Origin of the sequence: Falsiruegeria mediterranea M17 (assembly GCF_900302455.1) — a bacterium.
Classification (GTDB): Bacteria; Pseudomonadota; Alphaproteobacteria; order Rhodobacterales; family Rhodobacteraceae; genus Falsiruegeria; species Falsiruegeria mediterranea.
In genome coordinates, this window is the sequence record NZ_ONZG01000012.1 from 177,320 (window position 1) to 202,965 (window position 25,646).

At 59.5% G+C, this 25,646-nt stretch carries 22 protein-coding genes and 1 pseudogene; 7 read left to right on the top strand and 16 right to left on the bottom strand.

Annotated features, from left to right (window positions below; genetic code table 11):
- Positions 1-5: 5 nt before the first annotated feature.
- Genes TRM7615_RS20805 through TRM7615_RS20820 form a run of 4 tightly spaced genes read right to left on the bottom strand, consistent with a single transcriptional unit; the run spans position 6 to position 5,111 of the window.
- Positions 6-1,496: an aldehyde dehydrogenase gene (locus TRM7615_RS20805; RefSeq protein WP_108791316.1), complete on the bottom strand. Its 1,491-nt coding sequence runs from the start codon at positions 1,494-1,496 to the stop codon at positions 6-8.
- Positions 1,497-1,532: 36 nt separating this feature from the next.
- Positions 1,533-2,399, bottom strand: coding sequence for a DEAD/DEAH box helicase family protein (locus tag TRM7615_RS20810; RefSeq protein ID WP_125133720.1), 867 nt, complete (start codon positions 2,397-2,399; stop codon positions 1,533-1,535).
- Between the two features lie 10 nt (positions 2,400-2,409).
- On the bottom strand, positions 2,410-4,020 hold the full coding sequence (locus tag TRM7615_RS20815) for a thiamine pyrophosphate-dependent enzyme (RefSeq protein WP_207775252.1): 1,611 nt from the start codon (positions 4,018-4,020) through the stop codon (positions 2,410-2,412).
- On the bottom strand, positions 4,017-5,111 hold the full coding sequence (locus TRM7615_RS20820) for a pyridoxal phosphate-dependent aminotransferase (protein WP_108791320.1): 1,095 nt from the start codon (positions 5,109-5,111) through the stop codon (positions 4,017-4,019). Before TRM7615_RS20820 ends, TRM7615_RS20815 begins: the two co-directional genes overlap by 4 nt.
- A 129-nt stretch (positions 5,112-5,240) precedes the next feature.
- Between TRM7615_RS20820 and TRM7615_RS20825 the strand changes: the two genes are divergently transcribed.
- On the top strand, positions 5,241-5,978 hold the full coding sequence (locus TRM7615_RS20825; RefSeq protein WP_108791322.1) for a helix-turn-helix transcriptional regulator: 738 nt from the start codon (positions 5,241-5,243) through the stop codon (positions 5,976-5,978).
- Here the strand turns inward: TRM7615_RS20825 and TRM7615_RS20830 are convergent.
- Positions 5,975-6,544 carry a TetR/AcrR family transcriptional regulator gene (locus TRM7615_RS20830; protein ID WP_235824165.1) on the bottom strand — a complete coding sequence of 190 codons (570 nt, stop codon included), beginning with the start codon at positions 6,542-6,544 and terminating at the stop codon, positions 5,975-5,977. The two genes, TRM7615_RS20825 and TRM7615_RS20830, sit on opposite strands and share 4 nt — an antisense overlap.
- A gap of 346 nt (positions 6,545-6,890) precedes the next feature.
- Between TRM7615_RS20830 and TRM7615_RS20835 the strand changes: the two genes are divergently transcribed.
- The gene (locus tag TRM7615_RS20835; protein ID WP_108791395.1) at positions 6,891-7,484 is read left to right on the top strand and encodes a YceI family protein; all 594 of its coding nucleotides are present in this window, start codon (positions 6,891-6,893) and stop codon (positions 7,482-7,484) included.
- Positions 7,485-7,541: 57 nt separating this feature from the next.
- Here TRM7615_RS20835 and TRM7615_RS20840 read toward each other — a convergent pair whose 3' ends face one another.
- Together TRM7615_RS20840 and TRM7615_RS20845 are read right to left on the bottom strand one after the other, a co-directional pair.
- Positions 7,542-8,297 (bottom strand): sulfotransferase-like domain-containing protein, encoded by a 756-nt coding sequence (locus tag TRM7615_RS20840; protein ID WP_108791326.1) that lies wholly within the window; start codon positions 8,295-8,297, stop codon positions 7,542-7,544.
- A gap of 70 nt (positions 8,298-8,367) precedes the next feature.
- The gene (locus tag TRM7615_RS20845; protein WP_108791397.1) at positions 8,368-9,318 is read right to left on the bottom strand and encodes a GlxA family transcriptional regulator; all 951 of its coding nucleotides are present in this window, start codon (positions 9,316-9,318) and stop codon (positions 8,368-8,370) included.
- 209 nt (positions 9,319-9,527) lie between these two features.
- Between TRM7615_RS20845 and TRM7615_RS20850 the strand changes: the two genes are divergently transcribed.
- The 4 genes from TRM7615_RS20850 to TRM7615_RS20865 are packed head-to-tail and all read left to right on the top strand — an operon-like array spanning position 9,528 to position 14,001.
- Positions 9,528-10,238 carry a GntR family transcriptional regulator gene (locus tag TRM7615_RS20850; protein ID WP_108791399.1) on the top strand — a complete coding sequence of 237 codons (711 nt, stop codon included), beginning with the start codon at positions 9,528-9,530 and terminating at the stop codon, positions 10,236-10,238.
- A gap of 8 nt (positions 10,239-10,246) precedes the next feature.
- Positions 10,247-11,164, top strand: coding sequence for a dihydrodipicolinate synthase family protein (locus TRM7615_RS20855; RefSeq protein WP_108791328.1), 918 nt, complete (start codon positions 10,247-10,249; stop codon positions 11,162-11,164).
- Between the two features lie 3 nt (positions 11,165-11,167).
- Entirely contained in the window at positions 11,168-12,664 is a 1,497-nt protein-coding gene (locus TRM7615_RS20860; RefSeq protein ID WP_108791330.1) for an aldehyde dehydrogenase, read from the top strand.
- The gene (locus TRM7615_RS20865) at positions 12,661-14,001 is read left to right on the top strand and encodes an NAD(P)/FAD-dependent oxidoreductase (protein ID WP_108791332.1); all 1,341 of its coding nucleotides are present in this window, start codon (positions 12,661-12,663) and stop codon (positions 13,999-14,001) included. Before TRM7615_RS20860 ends, TRM7615_RS20865 begins: the two co-directional genes overlap by 4 nt.
- A gap of 3 nt (positions 14,002-14,004) precedes the next feature.
- Here the strand turns inward: TRM7615_RS20865 and TRM7615_RS20870 are convergent, their stop codons facing one another.
- The 8 genes from TRM7615_RS20870 to TRM7615_RS20905 all read right to left on the bottom strand — a co-directional run bounded on the left by TRM7615_RS20870 (position 14,005) and on the right by TRM7615_RS20905 (position 24,319).
- Positions 14,005-14,739, bottom strand: coding sequence for an SDR family NAD(P)-dependent oxidoreductase (locus TRM7615_RS20870; protein ID WP_108791334.1), 735 nt, complete (start codon positions 14,737-14,739; stop codon positions 14,005-14,007).
- Positions 14,736-15,470 carry an SDR family NAD(P)-dependent oxidoreductase gene (locus tag TRM7615_RS20875; RefSeq protein ID WP_108791336.1) on the bottom strand — a complete coding sequence of 245 codons (735 nt, stop codon included), beginning with the start codon at positions 15,468-15,470 and terminating at the stop codon, positions 14,736-14,738. Before TRM7615_RS20875 ends, TRM7615_RS20870 begins: the two co-directional genes overlap by 4 nt.
- Before the next feature lie 16 nt (positions 15,471-15,486).
- Entirely contained in the window at positions 15,487-16,590 is a 1,104-nt protein-coding gene (locus TRM7615_RS20880) for a mandelate racemase/muconate lactonizing enzyme family protein (RefSeq protein WP_108791338.1), read from the bottom strand.
- Positions 16,591-16,650: 60 nt separating this feature from the next.
- A complete protein-coding gene (locus tag TRM7615_RS20885) occupies positions 16,651-18,207 on the bottom strand; it encodes a trimethylamine methyltransferase family protein (protein ID WP_108791340.1) in 1,557 nt (518 codons plus the stop codon).
- 141 nt (positions 18,208-18,348) lie between these two features.
- A complete protein-coding gene (locus tag TRM7615_RS20890) occupies positions 18,349-19,866 on the bottom strand; it encodes an ABC transporter permease (protein WP_108791342.1) in 1,518 nt (505 codons plus the stop codon).
- Between the two features lie 11 nt (positions 19,867-19,877).
- Positions 19,878-20,927 (bottom strand): quaternary amine ABC transporter ATP-binding protein, encoded by a 1,050-nt coding sequence (locus TRM7615_RS20895; RefSeq protein ID WP_108791344.1) that lies wholly within the window; start codon positions 20,925-20,927, stop codon positions 19,878-19,880.
- 68 nt (positions 20,928-20,995) lie between these two features.
- Complete coding sequence (locus tag TRM7615_RS20900) at positions 20,996-21,961, bottom strand: ABC transporter substrate-binding protein (protein WP_108791347.1); 966 nt, start codon at positions 21,959-21,961, stop codon at positions 20,996-20,998.
- Between the two features lie 30 nt (positions 21,962-21,991).
- Entirely contained in the window at positions 21,992-24,319 is a 2,328-nt protein-coding gene (locus tag TRM7615_RS20905; RefSeq protein ID WP_108791355.1) for a DUF1989 domain-containing protein, read from the bottom strand.
- Between the two features lie 110 nt (positions 24,320-24,429).
- On the opposite strand from TRM7615_RS20905, the gene TRM7615_RS20910 reads away from it, so the two are divergent.
- Positions 24,430-25,449 carry a LacI family DNA-binding transcriptional regulator gene (locus TRM7615_RS20910; protein ID WP_108791357.1) on the top strand — a complete coding sequence of 340 codons (1,020 nt, stop codon included), beginning with the start codon at positions 24,430-24,432 and terminating at the stop codon, positions 25,447-25,449.
- 57 nt (positions 25,450-25,506) lie between these two features.
- On the opposite strand, the pseudogene TRM7615_RS26000 reads toward TRM7615_RS20910, so the two are convergent.
- A pseudogene (locus TRM7615_RS26000) lies at positions 25,507-25,646 on the bottom strand (sulfopyruvate decarboxylase subunit beta); the annotation flags it as partial.

Here is a 25,646-nt window from a genome sequence, read left to right on the forward strand (position 1 = left end):
CAGGCTCAGAGCTGTATCCAGGTTGCCTTGAGGTTCTCGTATTTCTCAAGCGCATGTAGCGAACGATCCGAACCATTTCCGGATTGCTTCACACCCCCCAGCGGCGAGGTCACATCCGCGCCGCTGAAACAGTTCACCTGAACCGTTCCCGACTTGATGCGTCGTGACATCCGGTGCGCGCGCGAGATATCGCGCGACCAAACCACCGATGACAGGCCGTAGATGGTTTCGTTGGCGATCGCCACGGCCTCATCTTCGGTGTCAAAACTGCGCGCGGCAAGCACCGGGCCGAATACTTCGTTCTGGGCGATATCCATGGCCGAAGTCACACCGGTAAGCACAGTTGGCTCGTGGTAGAACCCACCACTGTCGGCGTGCAATTGATGACCTCCGGTCCAAAGCGAGGCTCCCTCTTCCAGCGCGCGGGATACGGCGGACTGGGTTTTGTCCAGCTGTGCGGCGTTGGCCAATGCGCCGGTTGAGAGGCTTAGGTCCAAGGGGTCGCCGATTTTCATTGCCTGCGCGTGTTCCCGCACATTGGCCAGAAAATCATCGTGAATGTCGCGATGCACAATCAGGCGCGAGGCCGCGACGCAGACCTGCCCATTGTTGCGAAAGATCGAGGCCGCTGTTTCCGCCGCTGCGCGGTCCAGATCGGGCGCATCGGGAAAGACGATGTTGGGGGACTTGCCGCCAAGCTCCAGATAGACCCGTTTCAAATTCGACTGGGCGGAATACTCCATCAGCCGCCGGCCCACTCCACCCGATCCGGTAAAGGCCAGAACGTCGATGTCCATGTGCAATCCCATGGCGGCGCCCACGTCGATGCCGCGTCCGGTGACGGCGTTCAACACTCCGGGCGGCACCCCCGCCTCATGCGCCAGTTGCACGATGCGCAGGGTAGACAGGCTGGCCTCTTCAGATGGTTTGATCACTACCGAGTTGCCTGCCGCCAAGGCGGGCGCCAGTTTCCAGGCGCCGATCATCAGCGGAAAGTTCCATGGCGTGATCACGCCCACCACGCCCACTGGTTCGCGGTCGATGAGCGACAGCACATCGCTGCGGGTTGGCGTGATTTCTCCGTTCCGCTTGTCAATCGCCTCGGCATAAAAGCGGATCGTTTGGGCCGCAGACAGCGGCTCGCCTTTGAGGGCCGAGCGGATGTCAGTGCCATTGTCGCGCGCGCCCAAGACAGCCAGCTCCAGCGCTTGCGCCTCGATCAGGTCCGCCCACCGTTGCAGGATGCGCTTGCGCTCGACCGGCGCCAATTCGGACCAATGGCCGGCATCAAACGCATGTCGGGCTGAGGCCACGGCGCGGTCCACGTCGGCGGCACCAGACGCTGCCAGTTCGGTCAGCTTCGTGCCGTCGATCGGAGAGATCACAGGCATCACCGCGCCATCACCTGCTGCACAGGGTTGACCGTCGATGAAGTTCTGCCCGGGTGCCACGGGTTGGGCACGCAGTTCATCAATGCGAGATTGGTCCAGGGTCATGTGTTGTCCTTTGTCGGGATCAGCGCCCGCAGCATGTCAATAATCATACCAGCGCTCGACCACCGGGCCGACGCTGTCGCCTGGGAACAGTCCTTGAAGCTTGCCATAGCTCTGATCGATTTCTTCGGCGCTTGCCGTCAGCTCTTGTACCGGGACGGCGCGTTCATAAGCCGACCCTTTGGTTTCGAATGTCCGGTCGATATCGAGGATCTGCAAATTGCGGTGCCGCATCAGGCGATCATAAACGTGGCGATAAATCTTGGCGTCATAGACATGAGCATTGGCCTGATCGCTTTGCGTGTCAGCCCACAGGTCATGCACGCGGCGGATGTCGAGCCAATCGTTCTGCACGATTTCGGGCGGGGCGTCCTTAGTTTCCTGCTCGTTGCGCGGGTTGGCGAATGTATCGGCCCGGAACCCTTCGATGGCCCGGCGGATTTCGGCGCGCGGGATCGGGACAAAGAAAACCGCATGGTCCGAGCCGAGCAGAACCTCGGCCTCATCATCCAACTGGTGCAGTAACTCGGTAAATCGTCCACCAACAACGGGCAGTTCGGCAACCAAAAGCTCGGCCGGGTCACTGTTCCGCGCGTGCCAATTCATCACGCCATCGCGCACCCAAAGACCGACGGCCTTGCGGATGCCCGGGTGGGTCAGGTTGTCGACCTCGGGGTATTTTTCCAGCCACTGCGGCGTTTCAAACGGACGGCGTGCGGCATCCCACTGCATGGTGTGAACCCGGCGCCCGGCCTGATCCGCCAGCAGGATGATTTGCTGCAGCATCAAGCTTTTGCCGGTGCCCGGCAGGCCCGCGACAAAGATCATGCGGCGGGTAGACACCGCATGCTCCAGCTGCGCTCTGATGGGGCTGTCTTTAGGTATGATGATCTGTGTATCGCTCATGTCGCCCCCTTTACCGGAATTGATCAACGCTTGGCATTTCGGTGAACGGTACTTCGATCACCGTGGGCACATCCGTGGTGCGCTTGCCTTGCTGGATGGCGGTACGTACCTCTTCCGGCGTGGTGGCCCGCAGGGCTTGCGCGCCAAAACTGTCGACCATGCGCAAGAAGTCGGGGTTGTGCAGGTCGGTTGCGATCACCCGGCCGCCATAGTTGTTCTTTTGCATCTGCTGTACGTTGCCATACTGGTTGTTGTTGAACAGCAGTACAATCAGCGGGATCTTGTGTTGCACGGCAGTGGCCAGTTCCTGCACCCCGAACATGAAGCCCCCATCGCCGCAGACCGAGATCACCGGCACATCCGGGCGGGCCAGCTTGACGCCAAGCGCGGTAGGGAAACCATAGCCAAGTGTGCCCTGATACCCGGTCGAGATAAAGGTGCGCGGGTTGTAGACAGGATAGGTGATCCGGCTGGCAAACCCGACCTGTGTCAGCTCGTCAACAAAGACTCCGTCTTCTCCCAACTCTTCGCGGATCACCTTGAGGTAGCTGAGTTGCGGCTCCAACACCGCTGACCGTTCGGCCCATTTGGCCTTGGCTTCCAGCAGTTCGTCCTTGCGCGAGGCGCGAATGTGGTTGTGGCGTTCCAACCGGGTCATCAGAACCGGCAATGCACGTTCAGCGCGGGCCGTGATCGCACAAGCGGGGGTAAAGAACTTCTCATGCGTGTCGGGGTCGACGTCGATGCGGATGATCTGCGGAGCGTGGCCTTTGATCCATTTGCGGGCGGGAACGCGCATGTTCGACCCAATGGCCAGCACCACATCCGCTTTGTCCCACAACGCCTTGGCTGCCGGTTGGTGCAGCGACAGATAGCTGCGCGCGTCGACCACGCCCATGCCGGTGCGATAGCCCACCACCGGCGCTTGCAGGGTTTCGGCCAGCTCTCGGACCAAGGCGCTCGATGATTGCGCGCCGCTGCCCACGAAGATCATCGGCGTTTTGGCCTGACCCAGCAGCTTGGCGGCTGCTTCGATTGCATCTTCGTCCAGTTCAGGTTCATCGCCATGAACGTCGCCGGACAACAGATCGATCTGCGCTTTGGCTGCCAAAACATCCATCGGGATTTCCAGGCCCACGGGACGTGGTCGCCCAGACAGCATCTGGCGGAATCCCTCGTGGATCAACCCAGGCACATCAGACGGCGCATTGGCCCGATCCGCCCATTTTGTCAGTCCACGGATGACACCCAACTGGTCGTTGATCTCATGCAGCTCACCCCAATCCTTGCCAATGGCGCGCGAACTGATCTGGCCGGTCAGGCAGAACAGCTTGGCGTTCAACGCGTAGGCTGTCGACATGGCCGCAGTTGCGTTGAGCAGCCCTGGACCGGGCACCACGTTGAATACAGTCGGTTCATCCTTGGCCAGCGCATAGCCCAGACCCATATAGGCGGCGCCCTGTTCGTGGCGGGTGTGGATTATGCGGAACTTCTCGCGATGATCATAGAAGGCGTTATAAAGCCAATCGTTCTGGACGCCGGGCAGGCCAAAGATGGTGTCTATGCCGTGATTGTGGAGCGATAGGACGGCCGCTTCGCCGCCGGTCATTTCCTGGGTCATGGGTTTGCCTTGTCTTGTAGCGATTTGAGCGCGTTCAACAGTCGGGTGTTTTCATCCGGCAGGCCAACGGTGGCGCGGATGTGGTTGGGCAGGTCGAATGCAGGGCGGACCATGACACCATGGGTCACCAGCTCATTCGTCAACGTTTTGGCATCTTTGCCTTCGGGGCAGCGGAACATCACGAAGTTGGCCTGGCTCCTGGCGACTTCAAAGCCCATGTCATTCAGCGCCTCGGACAAACGCGCGCGCTCGGCGGTGTTGTTTGTCACGGTCCGATCCAGGTGCGCGGTATCATCCAGCGCCGCGATGGCAGCGGCCATGCCCATCGAGTTCAAGTGAAAGCTGCGCTTGCGCTTGCGGATTTGCGCCGCGATCCGTTCGGGCGCGATTCCATAACCGACACGCATGCCTGCCAACCCGTAGGCTTTGGAGAAACTATGGACGATGACGATGTTTCGACCGTCGCGCACATGGCGCAGCGCGTCGGGCAGGTCGAACTCGGTCGCGAATTGGAAATAGACCTCGTCATAGATCAACGTCACATGATCCGGCAACCCGTCCAGAACCGCGTCAAGCACGTCCGCACCAAAGTAGGTCCCGGTTGGGTTGTTTGGATTGCATAGATACACCAACCGTGTGTCTGGGGTTACTGCGTTCAGGATTCCATCGACATGCACGTCAAATCCCGTGCCGATCAGATCTACCTTGTCTACGATAACGCCCTTTTTCAAAAGCGAGCCTGTGTAAGCGCCAAAACAGGGCGGGCAGATGATGGCGCGCTGACCGGGTTCGGTCAGCGCCTCTTCGATCAGGGACAAAACCTCGACCCCGCTGTTGGCGGAAAAGAACTGTTCGGGCTGCATACCTTGGCCGTGAAACTCTGCCAGTTTCTGGCACAGCGCTGCGTCGGTGCGCTCGGGGTAGATGTTGGCGCCCTCCAGAGCGTCGCGCGCGGCTGCGATGGCGGCAGGAGAGGGGCCAAATGGGTTTTCATTTGAACTGAGTTTGGTGATGGGCTGGTCGGCAGCAAGGTTTTGAACTTCGGCCACGGACAGGCCAGCCTGATATCCACTGGTGTCTGATTGGGTCATGTCTGGGGGCATCCACGATTTCGGTTGCGTTGCGGCCTGTCTATCCCAGAGCGCAGTTTTCGTCTGTCCTTATTCAGGGGGGACAAGGGCGTCGTTGCGTTTGCCGACCCGACTGCGCATTGTGCCTCCATGTCCTTGGAAGACTTCTTTAGCGGCCCAGGTGCGCCCGACTTTTTGCACATCTTTTCGACGTGCTTGCAGTCGATTGGCACGCCCGGGTTCAACGCGCAGTTTCTGGAACTGATCGAACAGGTCATCAAGGCCGATCAATGCATGGTCTTTTCCTACAAGACCCCAAGGCCGCAGTGTTATCTGACCTACAACGAGCGTCACGCCAAAGGCGTGCAAAACATGGTGCAAACCTATCTGCGCGACGGGTTCAAAAGCGACCCCTCTCGCGTGGCGATTGAGCAGGTGCGCCAATCCGGAAAGACGCTGATCACAACGATGGCTGAAGCAGGCGGGGACGAGCCCTTTGCAGCCGCTGGAATTGGTGATCGCCTGACGATCATTGCCTGCCGAGACGAGGATGTCATCGCCATGAACTTTTTCCGGTTCAAGGAAAATGGGCGTTTCTCGATCAGTGAGAACCGGCTGCGGCTGGATTTCTGGAACGCGATTGCGCAGATCGTGTTGCTCCATTTCTCGGAACGCAGCGGGGCCAAGGTTCGAAGCCCGTTGAATTCTTTGTCGGCACGAGAAAAGGAGATCTGCGAGGGGATGCTTCGGGGTTTGACTGCGGATGCCATCGCGTGGGAACTGGACGTCGCGCCAAGCACTGTACTGACCTACCGCAAGCGGGCTTATGAAAAGCTGGGGATAAATTCCAAATCGGCTCTGTTCATGTTGTGCAACACCGGGTCTTAGGCCGGCTCATCTTTCCAGACCACATTGCGAAGGGCCTCAAACTCCTCATCCGAGGGTTTCACACCAGTGATGCAATAAAGGTAATCCCACCCGCGCGCCGCCCGCGTTTCCATGGTTTCGCGCTGGTCTAGCGCGTCATAGCCGATTTGCGTGAAATAGGTGATCCGAGCCCGAGTCTCTGCCTCGGATTTTGGATAACCGTAGCGCTGGAACATATCCGTCAAGGCGTCGAGCCTTGCGGTGTCGGACATGTCCAACGCCCGGCGGACACTTCCAGACCGACGGGCCCAATCGCGAATGGCAAAATCCAATTGCGTATCAAACGACCCATCGGCGACCCAGATGCCATAGACCTGAACCAGGGCATGGTTGATGGTATCTGCGGGGCGTTTTGTGCTGTCGACCAAAGCCTTGGTGTTGGTCGATTGCCAGTGATCCAGCAGGGCGTTCAAAAGATCGGTCCGGTTTTTGAAGAACCAATAAAAGCTCGACCGCGCGCATTCCAGTTTTTCGGCCAGTGTCAGAACCTTGACGCTGTCCACCCCGTCTGAAATCAGCGTGTCCAAAGCGGTTTGTATCCAGTCTTCGCGACTGGTGCGGCTCGGCCCGCGGCCGCGGGGTTTGGAGTTATCGGACTTTTCAGTGTTTGCCATAGTGTCGTGAAAGTACATTTCTGTACAGAATTGGCAAGCCTTCCTTCGCTGATCCTTGCTGAAGCCGACCTCAAAGTTCATCGCCAGTTCCCAACAGATTTTGTCGTTCGGGCAAAATAGCACTCAGTTCAAATGAAAAAGCATGCTCACGATGCCGAGAGGTCGGGAGAATCGGGTTGCTTTCATCACAGCAAGAACGAAAGATGCAAATGCATTTAAATTGCATCCTGTCGATACGGCGAACCAAAGGGTTATGACAATGTTCCGTTCCTTCCAATCTCTCCTCTCTGTCAGTGCTGCTGCCGCGTTGTTTGCTGCAAGTGGCGCAACCGCAGCGCAGTACAAAACCGATCAAGGCCACACCGAAGTGAACTTTGGTTGGAGCCACGCCGGCGTCTCGATGCAGTCGGCCGAGTTTACCGTTGCCGATGGCACGCTGGACCTTGACCCCGAGAACCCGGGCGATGCCAAGCTGAACGTGACAATCAAGACCGAAAGCCTGAACTCGGGCTTTGGTCCGCTGGACGATCACCTGAAAAGCAAGGATTTTCTTGAGGTTGCGACATATCCAGAGATCACGTTCACCAGCACCTCTGTTGAGGCGACCGGCGACAAAACCGCCAACGTGACGGGTGATCTGACCATTCACGGCACGACACAGCCGGTGACACTGGCGACGGAACTGACCCACGTGGGGCCGCATCCATTGGGCGGTGTGATTGACTACTACAAGGGCGAATGGGTGGCTTTCACCGCTCAGACGGAAATTGATCACATGGCGTTTGGCGTCGGTGGGTTTTCGACTGGCCCGATCTCGATCTCGATCGTGACCGAGATGAAGGCCGCTGAATAACCCGCTCGATTGTTGACCACCAAAGAAAGCGGCGCCAAATGGCGCCGCTTTTTACCGTTACTGCCGCAACGCGGCGGCCTTGAGCCGCAGGTAAAATGGCATGTGATGTTCCAGATAGGTCAGTATTTTGGGTTCGACCTCGGCGGCGGCAAAAAACGCCTCTTCTTGCCGGGTCAGATCCTCAAGCGTCAGGGGGCGGATGGACTTTGACGTGCCTGCGTCTGCATGCCAGCCATCGACCTGTGCCCAGTCGGCAGGGCGCTCGTTCTGCCAGTCAAAAGCGGCCTCGACAAAGGGCAGGCCGATCTTGTCCCACATGGCCGATAAAGCTGCACGATCATCGCGGCGCACAGCTTCGGCTTCGATCACGATAGGGGTTTGGCCCGCGTCCACCAGCGCCTGATAGTGGCGCCATTGTTGCTCGATCCCGATCTCGTCGCAGGACACGTCCGGATCAAGCTTGAAGTAGGATTTGATCGACGCCATCGGATTGCGGATCAAAAAGCAGTTCACCAGCCGATCCCGGAATTCTGTGTCTTCCAGGATATTGGGTACGACGTAGTAGCTCATGTCCTTGAAGAACACCGGCTGAGCCTCGGCGCGGGTCAGCAGCATGTCCCGAATCGCTTCATACGTTTGCGGATGGTCATCTTGCACATCGAAATGCGGCATCTCGCGAACCGAGCGGTTGACGTAGTAGTCGTACATGAACGGCTCATGCGCGCAGTCCAGATCGCCGCGTTCCCGCATGATCCGTTCCATCGCGGTAGACATCGAACGGGGGTGCGACCAAAGCGCAATGATCTTGTGCATGAAAACCTCGGGCGTCGTCTGTATTCGCTGCAACCCAACGCCCGAAATCGCGTTCTGTCAACGCTTCAGATCACGAGATCTTGCCGCGCTGAAGCATGGGTGTGACACCATAGGCCGCGCGGTAAACCCGGCTGAAGTGTCCGGGGCTTTCGAACCCGCAGGCAAAGGCGACCTCGGTCACGGAGGACTCGGTCTGGATCAGCAGGTTTCGGGCCCGTTCCAGGCGCATTTCCATAAAGTACTTCTTGGGCGACGCGTTCAGGTATTTGCCAAAAAGCCGCTCAAGCTGGCGGGTCGAAATGCCCACGTTTTCAGCGATGATTGTGGGTGAGATCGGATCGGAGATTTGATCCTGCATGATCTGGATCGCCTTGGTCAGATGGGCATTGCGCATCCCGTTGCGGGATTGCAGTGATACCTTCTGTTCGGCGGTGGAGTTGCGGACAGCATTATAAACCATCTGATCAGCCACAGCGACGGCAAGGTCCTGACCGTGATCTCGCTCGATCAGATGCAGGATCAGATCAGCAGTGGCCGTGCCACCTGATGCCGTCATGTACTTCTCATCCGCGACAAAGACACTGCGCACCAGGTTCACCTCGGGAAAGGCCTCCATGAAGCTGTCGTGGTACTCCCAATGAATCGCTGCCTGCATGTCTTCCAGAAATCCGGCCTGGGCCAGAACCCAAGCGCCTGAACACAACGCCCCAATGGGGGTGCCTCGGGCCCGTTCACGGCGCAGGGTGGCCAGCAAGGGTTTGGTGACGTGATCGCGCATGTGAATGCCGGACAGGACAAATAGCTGATCGCAACGGGGCAGGCCGCTGAACCCGGAATGCACCAAGGTCACGGATTCGTTCGAACAGGTCGCCGTCTCGCCATTCTCAGACGCAAAGGACCAACGATAGAGCTGCTCACCGCTGACAAGGTTGGCAATGCGCAGCGGCTCGACCGCGCAGGAAAACGCAAGGTGCGAGAATTCTTCGACCAGAAGAAAGACAAAGTGCTGTGTCTTGGACATGGCGTGACCCAATTCAAAGTTACCGGGGCGTGGCATTTGGTTGTCCTGCGGGCGCATCTTTCAGGCTAAGCCAAGATTCGCATGCGCGGCAAGATAATGCGGGGTACGCTACTTATTTTTTGCACACAACAATTTTTTACTGTGTACACAATATGTATTTTATGCGATAGAGCACCCGACAACCGGGCAACTGATTCAAGGAGGTGCTGGTGAAGGACGCCGCGAAGAACCGCAAAGCCGAACTTTATGATTGGCTCAAGACCGCGATCATGACCTTGGATCTGCGGCCCGGTGCCGATCTGGATGAAAGTCGGCTGTCGGACGAATTTCAGCTGTCGCGCACGCCCTTGCGCGAAGTGCTGCGCCAGCTTGCGGGCGAGGGGTACGTTGATCTGCGTGAAAACCGCGGTGCGCGGGTAAGCGAGATGTCCCACATGACCCTGCGCGACTTCTTTCTGGCCGCACCGATGATCTACGGCGCGGTGCTGCAACTGGCGGCGCAGAACGCGCGTCCCGAACAGGTCGACGACCTGAAGGCGGCGCAAGAGGTATTCAAGGCTGCACTGCGTTCGGGGTCTGGCGCAGAGCGCGCCATGGCCAACAACCGCTTTCACGAGGTGACCGGAGAGATGGCAGACAACATCTATCTGCTCCCCTCATTCCAACGCCTGCTGATCGATCACGCGCGCATTTCGATGACTTTCTATCGCCCGCAAGACGCGCAGATGGTTGAAAACGTGTCCGAGGCCAGCGCCCAACACGACGCCATCATCGCCGCCATCGAGGCGCGCGATGAGGTGGCTGCCGCGCAACTGGCCATCGACCATTGGAATCTGTCCCGAGACCAGATTGAACTGTTCGTCATGCCTGCAGGGCTGGACGTGCAACTGGGCTCGGTCACCCGAAAAACACCTGCTTGAGGACCATCATGACACCCTTGTTCAAATTCGAAGGGATCTACACGCCTGTTGTGACCCCTTATCACGCAGATGGCAGCGTCCATTGGGACGGCCTGGCGAACGTGATTGAATATCTGATCGAAAACGGCGTGCACGGCCTGATCTCGGGCGGCTCGACCGGCGAAAACTATGCTCAGACCGTCGAAGAGCGTCTGGAGCTGGCAAAGTTCACGCACCAGCAGCTAAAAGGACGTCTGCCGCTGGTTGTGGGCACCGGAGCCATGCTGACGTCGGATTCGATTGCTCTGGCGACTGGTGCACGTGAGATTGGCGCGGAGTCGATCCTGCTCGCCAGCCCGCCATATTCGGTTCCAACTGATCGCGAGAACGCGTTGAACGCTTTGGCCATCGACAAGGCCGCTGACCTGCCGATCATGCTGTACAACTATCCCCATCGCACCGGCACGATGATGGGAGAGGAGTTTCTGGACCGTATCGGCCGGTCGCGCAATTTCTGCGGCATCAAGGAAAGCTCGGGCGATATCAACCGAGTGCATCTGTTGGCACGCGATTACCCACATATCCAGCTGGGCTGCGGCATGGACGATCAGGCGCTGGAATTCTTTGCCTGGGGCGCACCCTTTTGGGTCTGTGGCGGGTCGAACTTCCTGCCGCGTGAACATGTGGCGCTCTACAATGCCTGCGTGATCGAAGGCAACTTTGCAAAGGGTCGCCGGATCATGTCGGCCATGATGCCGCTGATGCGGGTGTTGGAGCAGGGCGGCAAGTTCATCCAGACCATCAAACACGGCGTCACCATGAACGGGATCGAGGCCAGCGTCGTGCGCCCGCCGCTCAAAGGGCTGAACAAGGACGACAAGCGCGCGCTGGAACAGGTCACGCGCGTGTTGAAACAGAAAATCGCAGATATCGAGGCGGAGGGATAAATCATGTCGCTGCTCACTCAGGACGAATACAAATCCATCGCCGCAAACCTGACCCTGGCAACAGGGGCCTTCATCGACGGTGCCTATCGCCCGGCGATCTCGGGTAAGACGTTTGAGACGTCGAACCCCGCCACGGGCGAGAAACTTGCCGACATTGCCGCCTGCGGGGCCGAGGATGTGGACTTTGCCGTCGAAAAGGCGCGCGAGGCGTTTGAGGACGGTCGTTGGTCTCGGATGCATCCGTCGGATCGCAAGGATGTGCTGATCCGCCTGTGCAAGTTGATGACCCGCAATGCGCGGGAACTGGCGGTGATGGAAAGCATCGACAGCGGCAAGACGATCTATGATTGCGAAACGGTGGATGTGCCCGAGACTATTCACTGCATCAAATGGCATGCCGAGGCGATCGACAAGATTTATGACCAGGTCTCGCCCGCGTCTGACGATCACATCGCCATGGTCGTGCGCGAGCCGATTGGCGTCGTGGGTCTGGTGCTGCCGTGGAATTTCCCTCTGTTGATGCTGGGGTGGAAGATCGGCCCGGCGCTTGCGGCTGGTTGCTCGGTCGTGGTGAAACCAGCGACCGAGACCACGCTGACCGCTCTGCGACTGGCGGAACTGGCGATGGAGGCGGGCCTGCCGCGCGGTGTTCTGAACATCGTACCCGGCGGCGGTGCCGACGTAGGTGAACCAATCGGTCGCCACATGGACATCGACATGGTGTCCTTCACCGGCTCGACCGTGACCGGCAAGCGGTTCCTGGGTTATTCCGCTGAAAGCAACGCCAAAGAGGTGGTGCTGGAAATGGGCGGCAAGAACCCGGCCATCGTGATGGATGACGCCGAGAATCTGGACCGCGTCGCGGCGCATGTGGTCAACGGCGCGTTCTGGAACATGGGCGAAAATTGTTCGGCCTCTTCGCGCCTGATCGTGCACAAGGACGTAAAAGCAGAACTGCTGGAGCGGATCGCGCATCACGCCAAACACTGGAACATCGGCGATCCCCTTGATCCCGAAACCCGGATGGGCGCGCTGGTGAGCGAGGGGCACTACACCAAAGTGTGCGGTTATCTCGAGCAGGCCGAGAACGTCGTGATTGGCGGTAGCGCCAAGGATGGCTTTGTCGAAGCGACGGTGGTCGAGGTTCCCGGCAACGACGCGGTTCTGGCACGTGAAGAGATCTTTGGCCCGGTTCTGTCGGTGATCGAGGTGTCCAGCTTTGACGAGGCGATCAACATCGCCAACGACACTGATTATGGCCTCTGCGCCTCGATCTTTACCGCCAACGCCAAGCGCGCCATCCGGGGTGCGCGGGCAATCCGGGCTGGCACGGTGACAGTCAACAGCTTTGGTGAAGGGGACATCACCACGCCCTTTGGCGGATACAAGCAGTCTGGATTTGGTGGCCGCGACAATTCGGTCCATGCGCATGATCAGTACACCCAGTTGAAAACCATCTGGATCGATCTGGCAGATGACGAAGACGAGGCGGTGGATTGACCAAGTACACCGCCAAACGGTTGCCACGGCAAACCGGCCCGGCAGGATGGAACACCATCCTGCCTGAGCAACCGGTCCTGCCGGTGCTGGAGCAGGACCTGACCGTCGACATCACTGTGATCGGCGGTGGCTTTGCAGGCCTGAGCGCGGCGCGGCGACTGCATCAGTTGGACCCCAGCCTTAAGATCGCGGTGGTTGAGGCGGGGCGCTATGCAGATAGTTCGGCTGGGCGAAATTCGGGTTTCATGATCGACCTGCCACATGATCTGTCATCAGACAATTATGCTGGCGACGGGTTGGAAGCGGACCGGGCGGCGATCGCGCAGAACCGGCGTGCCATTGGCTTTGCCAACGAGGTCGCCGCCGAGAGCCAGATGCCGGACGAGATCTTTGATCCTTGCGGAAAATACAATGCGGCAGCTACCCGTGCTGGCGACAAGCACAACCGTGACTATGTCGAGCATCTGAAGCGTTTGGGGGAGCCTTGCGCGTTTCTTGACAAGACCCAGATTCACGAAATCACAGGCAGCCCGCACTACACCTCGGGCGTGTTTTGCCCTGGTACCGTGATGCTCCAACCAGCGGGCTACATTCGGGGATTGTCCCAGCTGTTGGCGGGGCAGATCGACGTTTTTGAAAACACGCCGGCCACCGGGTTTGAGCGGCAAGGCAACGGCTGGCAGGTGATGACTCCAAAGGGCAAGATCGCCACTGGCACTGTCGTTCTGGCAAACAACGGGCATCTCGAGAGTTTCGGGTTCTACCAGCGGCAGTTGATGCATATCTGTCTCTATGCCTCGATCACCGAACGCTTGACTGACCAGCAGATCAAGACGCTTGGCGGGCAACCGCGTTGGGGCGTCACACCTGCCGATCCGATGGGCACATCCGTGCGACGCATCTCGGGAAGCTACGGCGACCGCATCCTGATCAGAACCTGTGCCAGTTTTCATCCCACCATCGAAACCAGCCCTATGCGGGTGCGCAATGCAGGCTGGGTGCATGACCGCAAGTTCGCCGAGCGGTTCCCGCACCTGAATGGCGTGCGGATGGAACATCGGTGGGCGGGCATGCTGTGCCTAAGCCGCAATGGCTCGGCTGCGTTTGGTGAACTTGATCAAGGCGTTTTTTCAGCCTGCTGCCAGAACGGGTTGGGAACGGCGCGCGGCACCTTGCAAGGCATGGGAATTGCCGAATTGATTGTGCAAGGCAAGTCGGACATCGCCGATCACTTCCTTGCCCAACCCGAAATGCCCAAGCTGCCGCCCGAGCCATTCGCGGCCTTGGGGGCCAACACCTATCTCATGTGGAAGGAATGGCGCTCGGGCAAGGAGTAGGGGTTAGGGCAGGCTGAGTTGAGCCATGCGCCCGCCGTCGACGGTGTAGACCTGCCCGGTGACAAAACCTGCTTCAGCCGAGGCGAGGAAGGCCACGAGGGCGGCGACCTCTTCGGGTTTGCCGGTGCGAGCGACGGGGTGGATGCCCGCGATATCGCGGCGAAATGCCTGCGGGTCCGGCATGCTATCGATGAAGTCTTCGTTCAACTCGGTGTCGATCCAGCCGGGGGCCACGGCATTGCAGCGGATGCCTTCGGGACCGTGATCCACCGCGACCGCACGTGTAAGCCCGTGCAATCCCGCTTTGGAGGCGCAATAGGCGGCGTGGCCCGGATTGCTCCCCAACCCTTCGATGGAACCCACGTTGACGATACTTCCCTTCGTGTCTCGCAGGTGGGGCAGTGCAGCCTGGATCATCAGAAATGGCGCGGTGAGGTTGATGGTGAGCGTCCTGTTCCAATCAGAAAGGTTCATCTCCTCGACGCGCGCCTCTTGCATCATGCCTGCGTTGTTCACGAGGATGTCGAGACGCCCTGTTTTGCCAATCACATCAGCGATCACTTTGCTGGGCGTGGTCGGGTCCGAGAAATCAGCCGTGACGCAGTCGAACTCGGGGTCGGTGCCACGCTGCGCTGTGAAGACCTGTGCGCCCTCATCTCGCAGGCGCCGGGCGATGGCCTGCCCAATGCCACTGCGACCGCCGGTGACCAAGGCAACTTGTCCGTCGAACCGTTTCATGAAACCGGCTTGCCTCCGTTTACTTCGACCAGTGCCCCACATATGTAGCGCGCGGCGTCCGAGGCCAGAAACAGCGCCACATCGGCGATGTCTTCGGGCTCGGCTATGCGACCCAGAGGCACGGATTTACCCAGCTCTGCAACGGCTGTGTCAGGATCAAATCCGCGTTTTTCGAACCCGCTGCGCAGCATGGGTGTATTCACCTCGTTCGGGCAGACCGCGTTGATGCGGATGCCCTGATGCGCATGATCCATTCCCATACATTGGGTCAGTGATGCTATTGCCGCCTTGGTCATGCAGTAAAGCGCGTGGTTTGGCCCCGGCGCCTTGCCGCCCCAGCACGAGGCGGTGTTGACGATTGCACCCCCACCGGTTTCCGCCATTAGTGGGATCGCAGCGCGACAGATGCGAAAAGGGGCCTCGACGTTGACGCCCATCGACAACGTCCAATCGTCATCCGAGGTGTCTGTCACCGGCCCCCGCGTGATGACGCCTGCGTTGTTGATCACGATATCCAGACCGCCAAGCGCCTCGACCGCTGCGGCAGGCAGGCCGTCGGCATATTTCCCATCCAGCAGATCGCCGGGCAGGTGGGCGTCTGCGTCAAGGCTATCTGTCACGCGGTCTGCCACCGCGACCTGAGCCCCGGCTGCGCGTAAACGCTTGACGAGTGCGCCTCCGATGCCGCCTGCAGCGCCGGTAACGAGGGCGCGTTTTCCTTGAAAATCCATGCTCGACCTCTTGTAGTCAGAATTCTGCGACCGGCGCCCCGAACAGGGTTTCATCCGGTATGATCCCCAAACCCGGTCCGGTTGGAACCGAGATGTGGCCCCCTTCGATGCGGATGCCGATTTCGGGGTCATAGTGACCTTCGATATAGGGCGCGGCCAGCCAAACCCCTTCAAGAAGGTCGGGGCGGACGGTGGCACCGATATGGGTACAAGCGGCGGCGATGATATCCCCGCCCCAACTGTCATCGCAGGTATGCGGCAGGTTGCGCGCCTCGCATATGTCGCGGAATGCGCGCATCGGGTGCAGGCCGCCAATGCGCGTGACCTTCATCCCGAACCCGTCCACCAGTCCGGTTCCAGCGGCGGTGATGACAGTGTCCAGCGAGGTGCTGCTTTCGTCCATGTAAAGACCATGTGTGATCTGTGGGCGGATCTTTTGCAGATCCTCGATCGTGTTGCAGGGCTGTTCCATGATGAAGGGAACATCGGGGCATTCCCGACTGACCCGCAACGCATCGCGCGTTGTCCAACCCCGGTTGCCATCTACCGCCAGACGCATGCCTGAGCCTTGGACGACCTCCCAAACCTTTCGGATGACCTCGATGTCGATCTCGACCGGGCGGCCGCCGACCTTGATCTGCAGTCGAGGGTAACCTTCGGCCATCTTTTCACGTGCGAGCCGAGCGATTTCATCCGGCGCGCCGACACCTGTGGCGTAGTAGGACGGCACACGGTTGGTCGAGGCACCGCCGATCAGTTCGGAAACGCTGACACCCAGGTGCTTGCCCAGCAGATCATGCGCCGCGATGTCGATGGCCGCCTTGGCGTAGTTGTGCCCATTAAGCAGACCATCCATCGTGCGATGCAGGGTCAGCGGAGCGACCTCAGTCCCGATCAAACCCGGAGCCATTTGCACAAGGGCCGCACGTGCGCCCCCTGCGTGGGATTCAGCGTAGGTTGGACCAACAGGGCATGTTTCACCCCAGCCGACCAGACCTGTGTCCGAGACCAGTTTGACAAGCGTCGTGTCCAGCGCCCAAACCTGTGCCTTGGCCATTGTGTAGGGGCCGTCTTTGACTGGCAGGTCGTGTTGATAGACGTGAATTTCGGCGATTTTCAAAGGGGGCCCTCACGGAAAAAAGGCCCGCCCAAAAGTGGGGCGAGCCAGTAGGGGAGTGAATTAGTAGTCTTGGTTCAGTTCGTCGGCGGCCGGGATCTCTCGTTCCCGTCTTGCGATGTAGTCCAACAGTTCTTCGTTCTTGGCGATGTCGAGCGTTGGTTCCTGATACTCAGACAGCAGCTTGCGGGCGCGGTTCAGCGCGCGTTCGGTGATCTCGACACTGCCCTCGGCCACCCATTGCTCGATCGAGTTGTTATCGAACATGTCGGGCATGAAGAACGCTTCTTGGAAGTTCTCTTGCGTGTGGGGATGCCCCAGATAGTGACCGCCCGGACCCACGTCCGGCACGGCAGAAACGGCAGTGTCAAAGTCACCCCATTTCGGGCCCTCGGCCATGCGATAGGCCATCGCGCATTGCTCGGCATCGACGATGAACTTGGCAGTGGAACAATGCATCCCGGCCTCGTTCCAGCCGGCGCTGTGCCAGATGTAGTTGGCACCGGCATGCATGACGGCTTGCAATGTCGTCGCCGATTCATACCCGGCCTGAGCGTCGAACGTCTTGGCCCCACCAAGCGTGTTCGAGGTGCGCCATGGAACACCATAGTACCGCGCCATCTGGCCGATCATGAAGTTCATCAGCGAAATCTCTGGCGTACCGGCCATCGGCGCGCCGGACTTCATCGACACGGTGGACAGGTAATGGCCATAGATCGCTGGCGCGCCTTTGCGGATCACCTGGGTGTAAGCCAGCGCGCTCAGTGCTTCGGCGTTCAGCTGAGCAACCGTTGCAGGAACCGACGCGGGCGTGTTGGCGCCGCCCAGAACAAAGGGCGAGCAGAGCACCGGCTGGTTGCGGCGACAGAAGGCACGCATTGCGCCCAACATGGTTTCGTCCCACACCAGCGGCGAGTTGCCGTTGCAGTTGCCGGTGGTGACGGGGTGCGTCTCCATGAACTCATCACCAAATAGGATCGCGCACATGTCCATCACGTCCTCGGCGTTCTTGGGCGAGGTGGTCATGCCCATGAACGTTTTGTCCGAATGCTTCATCGATGAATAGGTGATGCGCAAATGCCGCTGGCTGATCGGGTGATCGTAAGGTTCCACGATGTGGTGTGCCGAGGAATGCAGCGCGGGCATCATGTGCGACAACTTGTGGAACATCGCAAGATCATCCAGCGTCGGATTGCGGCGCACGTCATCCAGATCGCGCAGGAAGGGCGCGCCTGTCATCGGAACAAAGATTGAATGCCGACCGCCAAGACGCACATTCTTTTTTGGATCGCGCGCGTGATAGGTGAAGTCCGACGGGATCGTTTTGATCAGCTCGCGGACCAATCCGCGGTCCAGAAACACCAGCTCACCTTCGACCTTGGCACCAGCCTTCTTCCAATCTTCCAAAGCGATGGGATCACGGAACTGGACACCCACATTTTCCAGGATGTCCATCGAGGCATTGTCAATGCGCTCGACCTGGGCCCCGTCCATCACCTCGCACAAAGGAATGGTGCCTGTCAGGCCGGGCAGCATGTCGAATTTCGGGGCCGTGCGCAGGGCGCGGCGGGCTTGCCTGCCACCCGAACGGGCGCGCGGCGCAGTGGCGAGTTGGGTCATGGCGACGATCTCCTGTTTGAATGCAGGATGCCTGTCGTAGAGGCCGTTTGACGTGCAGGTTTCCGAAATGTGGATGCAGAAACCGACATGTCATCGAACGGGACCGGCAAAAACCGCCGTTCCCGTGTCGTGTTTGTACAACTAGCGTTTCCCGGCCACGATCCGGTCGAGAATCAGCGCGCAGAAGAGGATCGCGAGACCGGCCAGAATGCCCTGCCCTGCGGCAGCATATTGCAAGGCTTCCAGAACGTCTTCGCCCAGACCCTTGGCGCCGATAAGCGAGGCGACAACCACCATGGCCAGCGACAGAAGAATGGTCTGGTTCACGCCGGCCATGATCGTTTTGTGCGCCAGCGGCAGATCCACGCGCCAAAGCAGGTAGCGGGGTGTCGCGCCAAAGGCCATCGCCGCTTCGCGCACGGTTTCAGGTACCTGCTGCAGGCCCAGAACGGTAAAGCGAATGACCGGTGGGCTGCCAAAGATCATGGTTGCAACTACGCCAGCCGGTTTACCGGACCCGATGAAAGCGACAACCGGGATGAGGTAGACGAAGGACGGCATGGACTGCATGAAGTCCAGGATCGGACGAACCACGGCAAAAACCTTGGGCCTGCGTGCGCAATAGATGCCAAGCGGGATGCCAAGTGTGATCGAGATCAGGGCGGCCGCGCCGAGCAGCGCGATGGTAGTCATCGCCTTTTCCCAGAAATCGAGCAGGCCCAGATAGGCCAGAGCCGCGCCGGTAAAGATCGCCACACGCGGACCGGCAGACAGCCAGGCCAGCATGACAATGACGAGGGCGACGACTGGCCAGGGGGTGTCGACCAAAACAACCTCGATCCAGTCCAGCAGCGTGCGCATGCCATAGGTCAGCCCGTCAAAGAACCCGCGACCGGCGGTTTTGGTCCAGTCAAACGCGACCTGAATGCCATCGCCCACGTTCAAGCGCCAATCGCGATTGGTGGGGAACTGTTTGAGCAGACCAATGGCATCCGGTTGGGCGAACTTGATGGTCGACAGGATTGTGACCGCGCCAAATACGGCAATGGACAACCCCATCCGGGGTATTGACCAGCCGCTGGCCACCGACCGATCCGAACGCCAGCGGGCGAATTGCCCCTCAAGCGTCCAATTGGCGAGCGAAGCGGCGAGCGCTTTGACTGCGAGCAGCAGCACAATCCCAACGACAAGGTAGACCGTGCCGCTGGCGTCAGCTGCGGCGGCCGTGGCCTGAGCCTCGGCCATTGCGTTTTCCAGCGAGGTCGCGGCGCGTTTCAGCGCATCAAGCGAGCCAGAGCCGGAGGCTTCGGCCGCTTCGATCTGTTGGCGGCGCAATTCCAGCGTCTGTGCGATCTGATCGGCGCGGGTGCGCGCCTCGCGCCCCAGGTCGCCAAACAGGCCTTGACCGATTTGAATCCAGGCCAGCGTTTCCAGCACCATGAAGCTAAGAAACCAGGACCACAGCCCGCGCGCCCCGAACCAGATCGGACCGAGCAAACCGGCGGCAATGTTAAAGGTAAACCGAAACCCGGGTGCCTCCATCATGTAGGCAAAGACCTGGCGGTAGTAGTCCTGCCCTTGTCCAACAAACTCTCCGACCAGACCGGACAGGCGTTGGGCAGTTTCAGGTTGGATGTCTTTCACGTCCGCATGTTTCATGTCCGCCCCCCTTAGGCCTGGTTGTCCTGGATGGACTGGATCAATCGCGTTCGATCGATGATGCCCAGAATGTTGCCGTCCTGTTTTACCGCGATCACCCCGTGCCCCTTGACGCTCAGCTCCATCAGGTCGGACAGGTCCATGTCGGGGTGCGCTTCATGGCAATCATCGGGCAACGAGCCATTTGCAGCCTCGTGTTCTGCGACCGGCACCATGATGGCGTGGGCAAAAATCATGTGAAGCTTGGAGATGCCTGCCACAAAGTCGGCGACATAATCGTCGGCAGGGTTCAGGATGATATCTTCGGGTGTACCGACCTGCACGATGCGCCCGTCCTTCATGATCGCGATCCGGTGGCCGATGCGAATGGCCTCATCCAAATCATGGGTGATGAACATCGTGGTCTTCTTCAGCTCACGTGACAGCGCCATGAACTGATCCTGCAACTGTTTGCGGATCAGCGGGTCAAGGGCTGAAAACGGCTCGTCCATCAGTAAGATCTCGGGGTCGGCCGCAATGGCGCGGGCAAGGCCCACACGCTGTTGCATACCGCCTGACAGCTCGTGCGCGTATTTGTCTTCCCAACCTGATAGCTCGACCAGATCGAGCACGCGGTCGGCCTCTTCCCAGCGGCGCGCCTTACCGGTGCCGCGAATTTCCAAGGGCATCGCAACGTTGTCGCGCACGGTGCGGTGTGGCATCAGGCCAAAGTTCTGAAATACCATCGCCACACGACGGTTGCGCAGATCTCGTAGCCCGTCATCACTCAGCCCCATGACATCATCGCCGCCTATATAGATGTGCCCATCGGTGGGCTCCAACAGGCGGTTCACGTGCCGGACGAGGGTCGATTTGCCAGAACCTGACAGGCCCATGACGCAGAACAGCTCGCCGGTTTCGATCTCTAAACTGGCATTCGCCACACCGACGACGCAGTTGAACCGCTCCAGCACTTCGGCCTTGCTCAGGCCCTCGGCATGGATGGCGTTCAGCGCCTCATCTGCATTGGCGCCGAACACTTTCCAAACGCCGCGTGCATCGATTGCGATTTCAGCTGTCATCGTCCTCTCCTGATCTTGGTGCGTGGAATTGGCCGATCCCCAAGGGCGGGAACCGGCCGGAGTTTGGCTCAGTTCAGGCCCAACCAGCCATCAACAGTATCGCCGTTGGCAGCGAGCCAATCGGACACAGCCACGTCGATGTCCTTGCCCTGGATAACGACCTGATAGGTCAGCTGCGACAGCTCGTCCGCGTCCATATCGATCTGACCCAGGAACGAGGCCGCAGCCGGGTTCCGCTCTTCGAGCGATTTGGAATAGGCCACGGTCACGGTCTTGACCTGATCGCCAGTGGTGATCGACGATTTATTGTACCAATCGGCGTCCTGATCAGGCTGCACGATCTTGTAGGTCGCCGGATCATGCTCGGGCTCTTCGATCATGGTCACGTCGTACAAAGCATGCACGTAGTGCGGGCTGTAGCAGTAGAACACCACGCCCTGTTCCTGATCCACGGCATCCTTGAGGCGCGAATAAAAGACTGTCTCGTCCTCTGTCGATGGCTCCAGGAAGGTTTCGATCCCATAATCGCGCACCTTGACCTTGTGCACGTTGGTCGAGGCCCAGCCCGATGCACCAACCCAGATCTCGCCCTTGCCGTCGCCGTTGGTGTCATACAGCTCCTGCGCCATGGGGGTGGCCAGATCAAAGATCGACTTCATGTTGTGCTTGTCGGCCATGTAGGTGGGCGTACAGAACCCGGCCCGCCCCTCGTAGCTGCCCGACGACAGGGCAACAGTGCCTTTCTGGTCGACGTATTCGTCGGTGAACGACGACTGGTTCGGCAGCCAGACATCAGGGTGCACGTCGATATCACCGCGACCACCATCCATCGCGGCAAAGATGACGGCGTTGGCGCCCGGAGCGTATCCAGCCTCGCCACCCAAGCGTGTTTCGATGATCTGACCGATAACCCGGCTCATGATTTTTGCGCCGGGCCAGCTGGGTTCACCAACCATGACCTTTTCCTGTGCCATGGCGCCGGTCGCGCCCAGGGTCAGGGCCAGCGATGCGGCAAGTGTTGTGAGTGTCTTCATGTGTCTTCTCCTCCTATTGGGTTCCCGGTTTCAGGTCCGGGCGCGTTTTCTTTGTGGGTCGATGAATGGGATGCCGGTGACGGTGCCGGTCAGACGCTTCATGCGCCCGTCCAGCTGGCCAATCTCCAATTCGGTGCCGTCCTCGGCGTGCTCTACGGCCAGCCGCACGATGGCGATGGCTCGTTCCAAACTGGGGGACCGTGTGGCCGAAGTGACCTGACCAACCTGACGCTCGCCTGCAAAGACCGGAGCGCCGTGGGCAGGCACGTCATCGCAATTGATCAGCAAGCCCTTTAGAACGCGTCGCGGATCGCGGATGTTGCGTTCCAGCGCAGCCTTGCCTGTGAAGTCCGTTTTGGTCATGTCGACGGCAAAGCCAAGTCCAGCTTCGAAAGCATCGACACCGGGTGCAAACTCGGCATTGGCGGCGGCCAGGCCGGCTTCGATCCGGATGATTTCCAGGGCCGCAGAGCCCATCGGGGTCACGCCAAATTCGGCCCCGGCGTCGATGATAGCGTCCCAGATGCGGGTGGCGTCGGCTTTGGCGCAAAAAATCTCGTAGCCCAGCTCGCCGGTATAGCCCGAGCGGGACAGCATAAAGGGCGCACCTTCGCGGTCGTTCAGCCGGGCGACGGTTACCCCGAACCATTTCAACTGATCCAGGGACGGTACATGTGGCTGGGTAAAGGCGATCTTTCGGATCAGGTCGCGGGATTTCGGCCCTTGGATGGCCAGGTTGGGAAGGGCGCTGCGCATGGCATGGATGCGCACCTGCAGGCCCATCTCAGTGGCAAGTGCCTCAAGCACGCGGCCGCTTTCCTCGGACCCGCAGCACCAGCGGAATAACTCGGGGCCCATGCGGAACAAGGTGCCGTCGTCGATCACCGTGCCGCTGTCATCGCAGAGCAGGCTGTAGGTCCCGCGCCAAACCGCCAGCTTTGCGATGTTGCGCGTCATGGCCTGTTGCAACAGGCGTTCGGCATCGGGGCCGACGATGTCGAACTTGCGCAACCCGCTCATGTCCTGAACCGTGACCGCCTCGCGGCAGGCCCAGTATTCGCCCAAAGTGCCATGGCTGGGGAAACTGACGGGCGTCCACAGGTCGCGGGCAGGGGCGAAATGCTCGGTCAACGGGGCAAGCCGGTCGTGAAAGGCCGATTCCTGGCTGATGGTCATCGGGGCGTCTTCCTTTTCGCGATATGCAACCGCGCGCCGGATTGGGGCGTCTGGGCGGTAGATGCGGACGTGAATGTCTGTGGGGTTCCAGCCGTTGATCGGGTCCAGATCGTCAGGGCAGGCCGTCGAGACACAGATCAGATCGTCCAGCGCCCGCATCGCCACATAGTCGCCCGGACGCGAGCGGCTTTCCTCGGTCTGAATGTGGTGGCTGTGAGGATCGATCCAGGTGCTCCAGAAAAAATTGATGGCCGGCCAGGCAGCGCGACGACCCACTCCAAACGGATCAAGCGCGTTCGTAATGTTGTCCGAGCAATTGACGTGACCGGGAAAACCGCGCTCTTCGTAGCCGCGTGCGGTGCAGGCCAGTCCAAAGGTGTCATGCTGGCCGCATGTGTCCTGTATGACGTTCAGCATCGGACGCATGTCGCGGTCAAAGAACTTGTCCAGCAGGCCGGGGCCGGGGTACGCGCGCCGCACCATCGAGCGGGTCGCGGTGCTGTCGATCATCCACTCCTGACCCTTGTCCAAACCATCCGCGCGCAGGGCCATGAAGTCGGAACACTGCTGCCCTTCGATGTCGATGATCTGGATGATGTCGCCCTTGCGCACTTCATAGGCCTGCCCGGTGCCCCGGGCGACGGTGAATTCGTCACGTATATCACCAAGCGGGGCGGGCAGGATCGGACCAGTGCGGGGTGCAGGTTGATGCAGCAACGACACTGTGTTGGTGTCGTGGCCCGTTATCAAATGGTGACGCGACATTGGGCAAAAGGCCCAGACCGTCAGGGTGTCAGAGGCCTTGAGGACAAGGGGTTCGGTTAGCTCCCGCACCGTGAACACAGGAGTTTTTTGTGTTGGATCCCCGCCATGTGCGGCCACCCACCCCAAAAATGCGTCGGCATCGATGAGCGCGCGATCCAAGGTGTCTTGTTCAGTCAGGCCGATTGCGGACAGAGCGTCGTGGCCTTTGTCGTCGAAACCAGCCAGCCAAACCTGATTGTCCTTTGACAGGCCATGCACAGACAGCAAGTCGCCTGCCTGCATTTCAACCCGCAGGGCATCGCGCGGCGCAAGTTCAATAGCCCTTGCGCTCGCGGGGATCTGGAAGCCAGGAAAGCTCCGCCCCGGGCTCGAAAACCCGATGTTCGAAAACTCTCTTAGGACCGTGGGAGCGGGCATCGAATCCGACCTTCATTCAAAATGTAACTAGTTACATAGGTTGATGTAACTAGTTACATGTGTCAAGAATTTATCTTGCAAGAGCGTTCCGAGGCGGTATTTGGTTGGGTATGAAAGATCAAAGTGGCAAGAAACGTGTAAACCTGCGCGACGTGGCAAAAGCGGCAGGTGTATCCGTTGCAACAGTCTCGCGAGTGCTGAATTCGCCTGAGGCCGTAACCGAAAAGACGCGGGTCCGTGTTCAGGACGTGATCGACCAACTGAATTTTGTGCCAAGTGCCGCGGCCCGCGCGATCAACTCGGGCCGGACGCGGTTTGTAGGTGCGCTGGTGCCGACGCTCGACAATGCGATTTTTGCGCGATTTCTGGCTTCGCTTGAACGCGCGTTGGGTGACCGACAACTGTCTCTCGTTGTGGCGACCACCAATTCCAAGCCAGAGCTGGAAGCCGAGAAGGCCAAGGGGCTGCTCGATATCGGCGCCGAAGGATTAATCATCTCGGGCGTCACGCACAGTGACGAGTTCACGGCCTTGATCGAACGCACCCGAGTTCCCACGATTGCGACCTCGTATTTCGATCCAACCTACGCGCTACCGACCATCGGCTATGACAATGCGGCCGCGGCTCAAACCGCGCTGAGGCACCTGCATGAATTGGGTCATAGACGTGTTGCCGTGGTCCACGGTCCGACACGTAACAATGATCGAACTCAGGATCGCATCACCGGTTTGACGTCGTTTGGACAGGGTATGGACTTGGCGTGGTTCGAGGCACCCATTGGACTTCATGGTGGAGCAGAGGCGGCCCGCGCCGTTTTCACGGATGGGCGGGCGACGGACGCCATATTGTGTCTCTCGGACGTATTGGCCATGGGCGTGCAGTTCGGACTTCAAGGTCAGGGCATCAAGGTACCCAAGGATGTCTCTCTCATGGGTATTGATGATTTGCCAGGATCTGCGGTTTCCGTGCCCTCGCTGTCGACGGTTCACCTACCTGTGCAACGCATGGGTGAACAAGCGGCGAGCGCTTTGGCGGATTGGGTCGAGCATGAGAAACGCCCCGAAAATCAATTGCTCGAGGCGCATCTGATTGTCCGGGCTTCGACGGTGCCAAACGAGCGGACGCAATAGGAAATGCGGCGTATTGGGTCACGCACATGGCTCAGCAGCGCGTGACCAGCTTCAAACTCAGGCCTGCACCGCCTTCATGAACCTGTCTCTGATGACGACGGGATCCATTGTTATGACGGGCATTTTTGCGTTGCCGCTTTCGCATTTGCTGACGATCACGGTCATCTTGCCACCGTCCAGCGCCGCCTGCAGCACGG

Coding starts and splice junctions, on each gene's coding strand:
- TRM7615_RS20845 (WP_108791397.1), bottom strand. CDS start 9,318: ATGTCCAAGACACAGCACTTTGTCTTTCTTCTGGTCGAAGAATTCTCG.
- TRM7615_RS20840 (WP_108791326.1), bottom strand. CDS start 8,297: ATGCACAAGATCATTGCGCTTTGGTCGCACCCCCGTTCGATGTCTACC.
- TRM7615_RS20885 (WP_108791340.1), bottom strand. CDS start 18,207: ATGACCCAACTCGCCACTGCGCCGCGCGCCCGTTCGGGTGGCAGGCAA.
- TRM7615_RS20910 (WP_108791357.1), top strand. CDS start 24,430: ATGAAAGATCAAAGTGGCAAGAAACGTGTAAACCTGCGCGACGTGGCA.
- TRM7615_RS20855 (WP_108791328.1), top strand. CDS start 10,247: ATGACACCCTTGTTCAAATTCGAAGGGATCTACACGCCTGTTGTGACC.
- TRM7615_RS20805 (WP_108791316.1), bottom strand. CDS start 1,496: ATGACCCTGGACCAATCTCGCATTGATGAACTGCGTGCCCAACCCGTG.
- TRM7615_RS20905 (WP_108791355.1), bottom strand. CDS start 24,319: ATGCCCGCTCCCACGGTCCTAAGAGAGTTTTCGAACATCGGGTTTTCG.
- TRM7615_RS20895 (WP_108791344.1), bottom strand. CDS start 20,927: ATGACAGCTGAAATCGCAATCGATGCACGCGGCGTTTGGAAAGTGTTC.
- TRM7615_RS20825 (WP_108791322.1), top strand. CDS start 5,241: ATGTCCTTGGAAGACTTCTTTAGCGGCCCAGGTGCGCCCGACTTTTTG.
- TRM7615_RS20820 (WP_108791320.1), bottom strand. CDS start 5,111: ATGACCCAATCAGACACCAGTGGATATCAGGCTGGCCTGTCCGTGGCC.
- TRM7615_RS20890 (WP_108791342.1), bottom strand. CDS start 19,866: ATGAAACATGCGGACGTGAAAGACATCCAACCTGAAACTGCCCAACGC.
- TRM7615_RS20810 (WP_125133720.1), bottom strand. CDS start 2,399: ATGAGCGATACACAGATCATCATACCTAAAGACAGCCCCATCAGAGCG.
- TRM7615_RS20835 (WP_108791395.1), top strand. CDS start 6,891: ATGTTCCGTTCCTTCCAATCTCTCCTCTCTGTCAGTGCTGCTGCCGCG.
- TRM7615_RS20870 (WP_108791334.1), bottom strand. CDS start 14,739: ATGAAACGGTTCGACGGACAAGTTGCCTTGGTCACCGGCGGTCGCAGT.
- TRM7615_RS20815 (WP_207775252.1), bottom strand. CDS start 4,020: ATGACCCAGGAAATGACCGGCGGCGAAGCGGCCGTCCTATCGCTCCAC.
- TRM7615_RS20900 (WP_108791347.1), bottom strand. CDS start 21,961: ATGAAGACACTCACAACACTTGCCGCATCGCTGGCCCTGACCCTGGGC.
- TRM7615_RS20875 (WP_108791336.1), bottom strand. CDS start 15,470: ATGGATTTTCAAGGAAAACGCGCCCTCGTTACCGGCGCTGCAGGCGGC.
- TRM7615_RS20860 (WP_108791330.1), top strand. CDS start 11,168: ATGTCGCTGCTCACTCAGGACGAATACAAATCCATCGCCGCAAACCTG.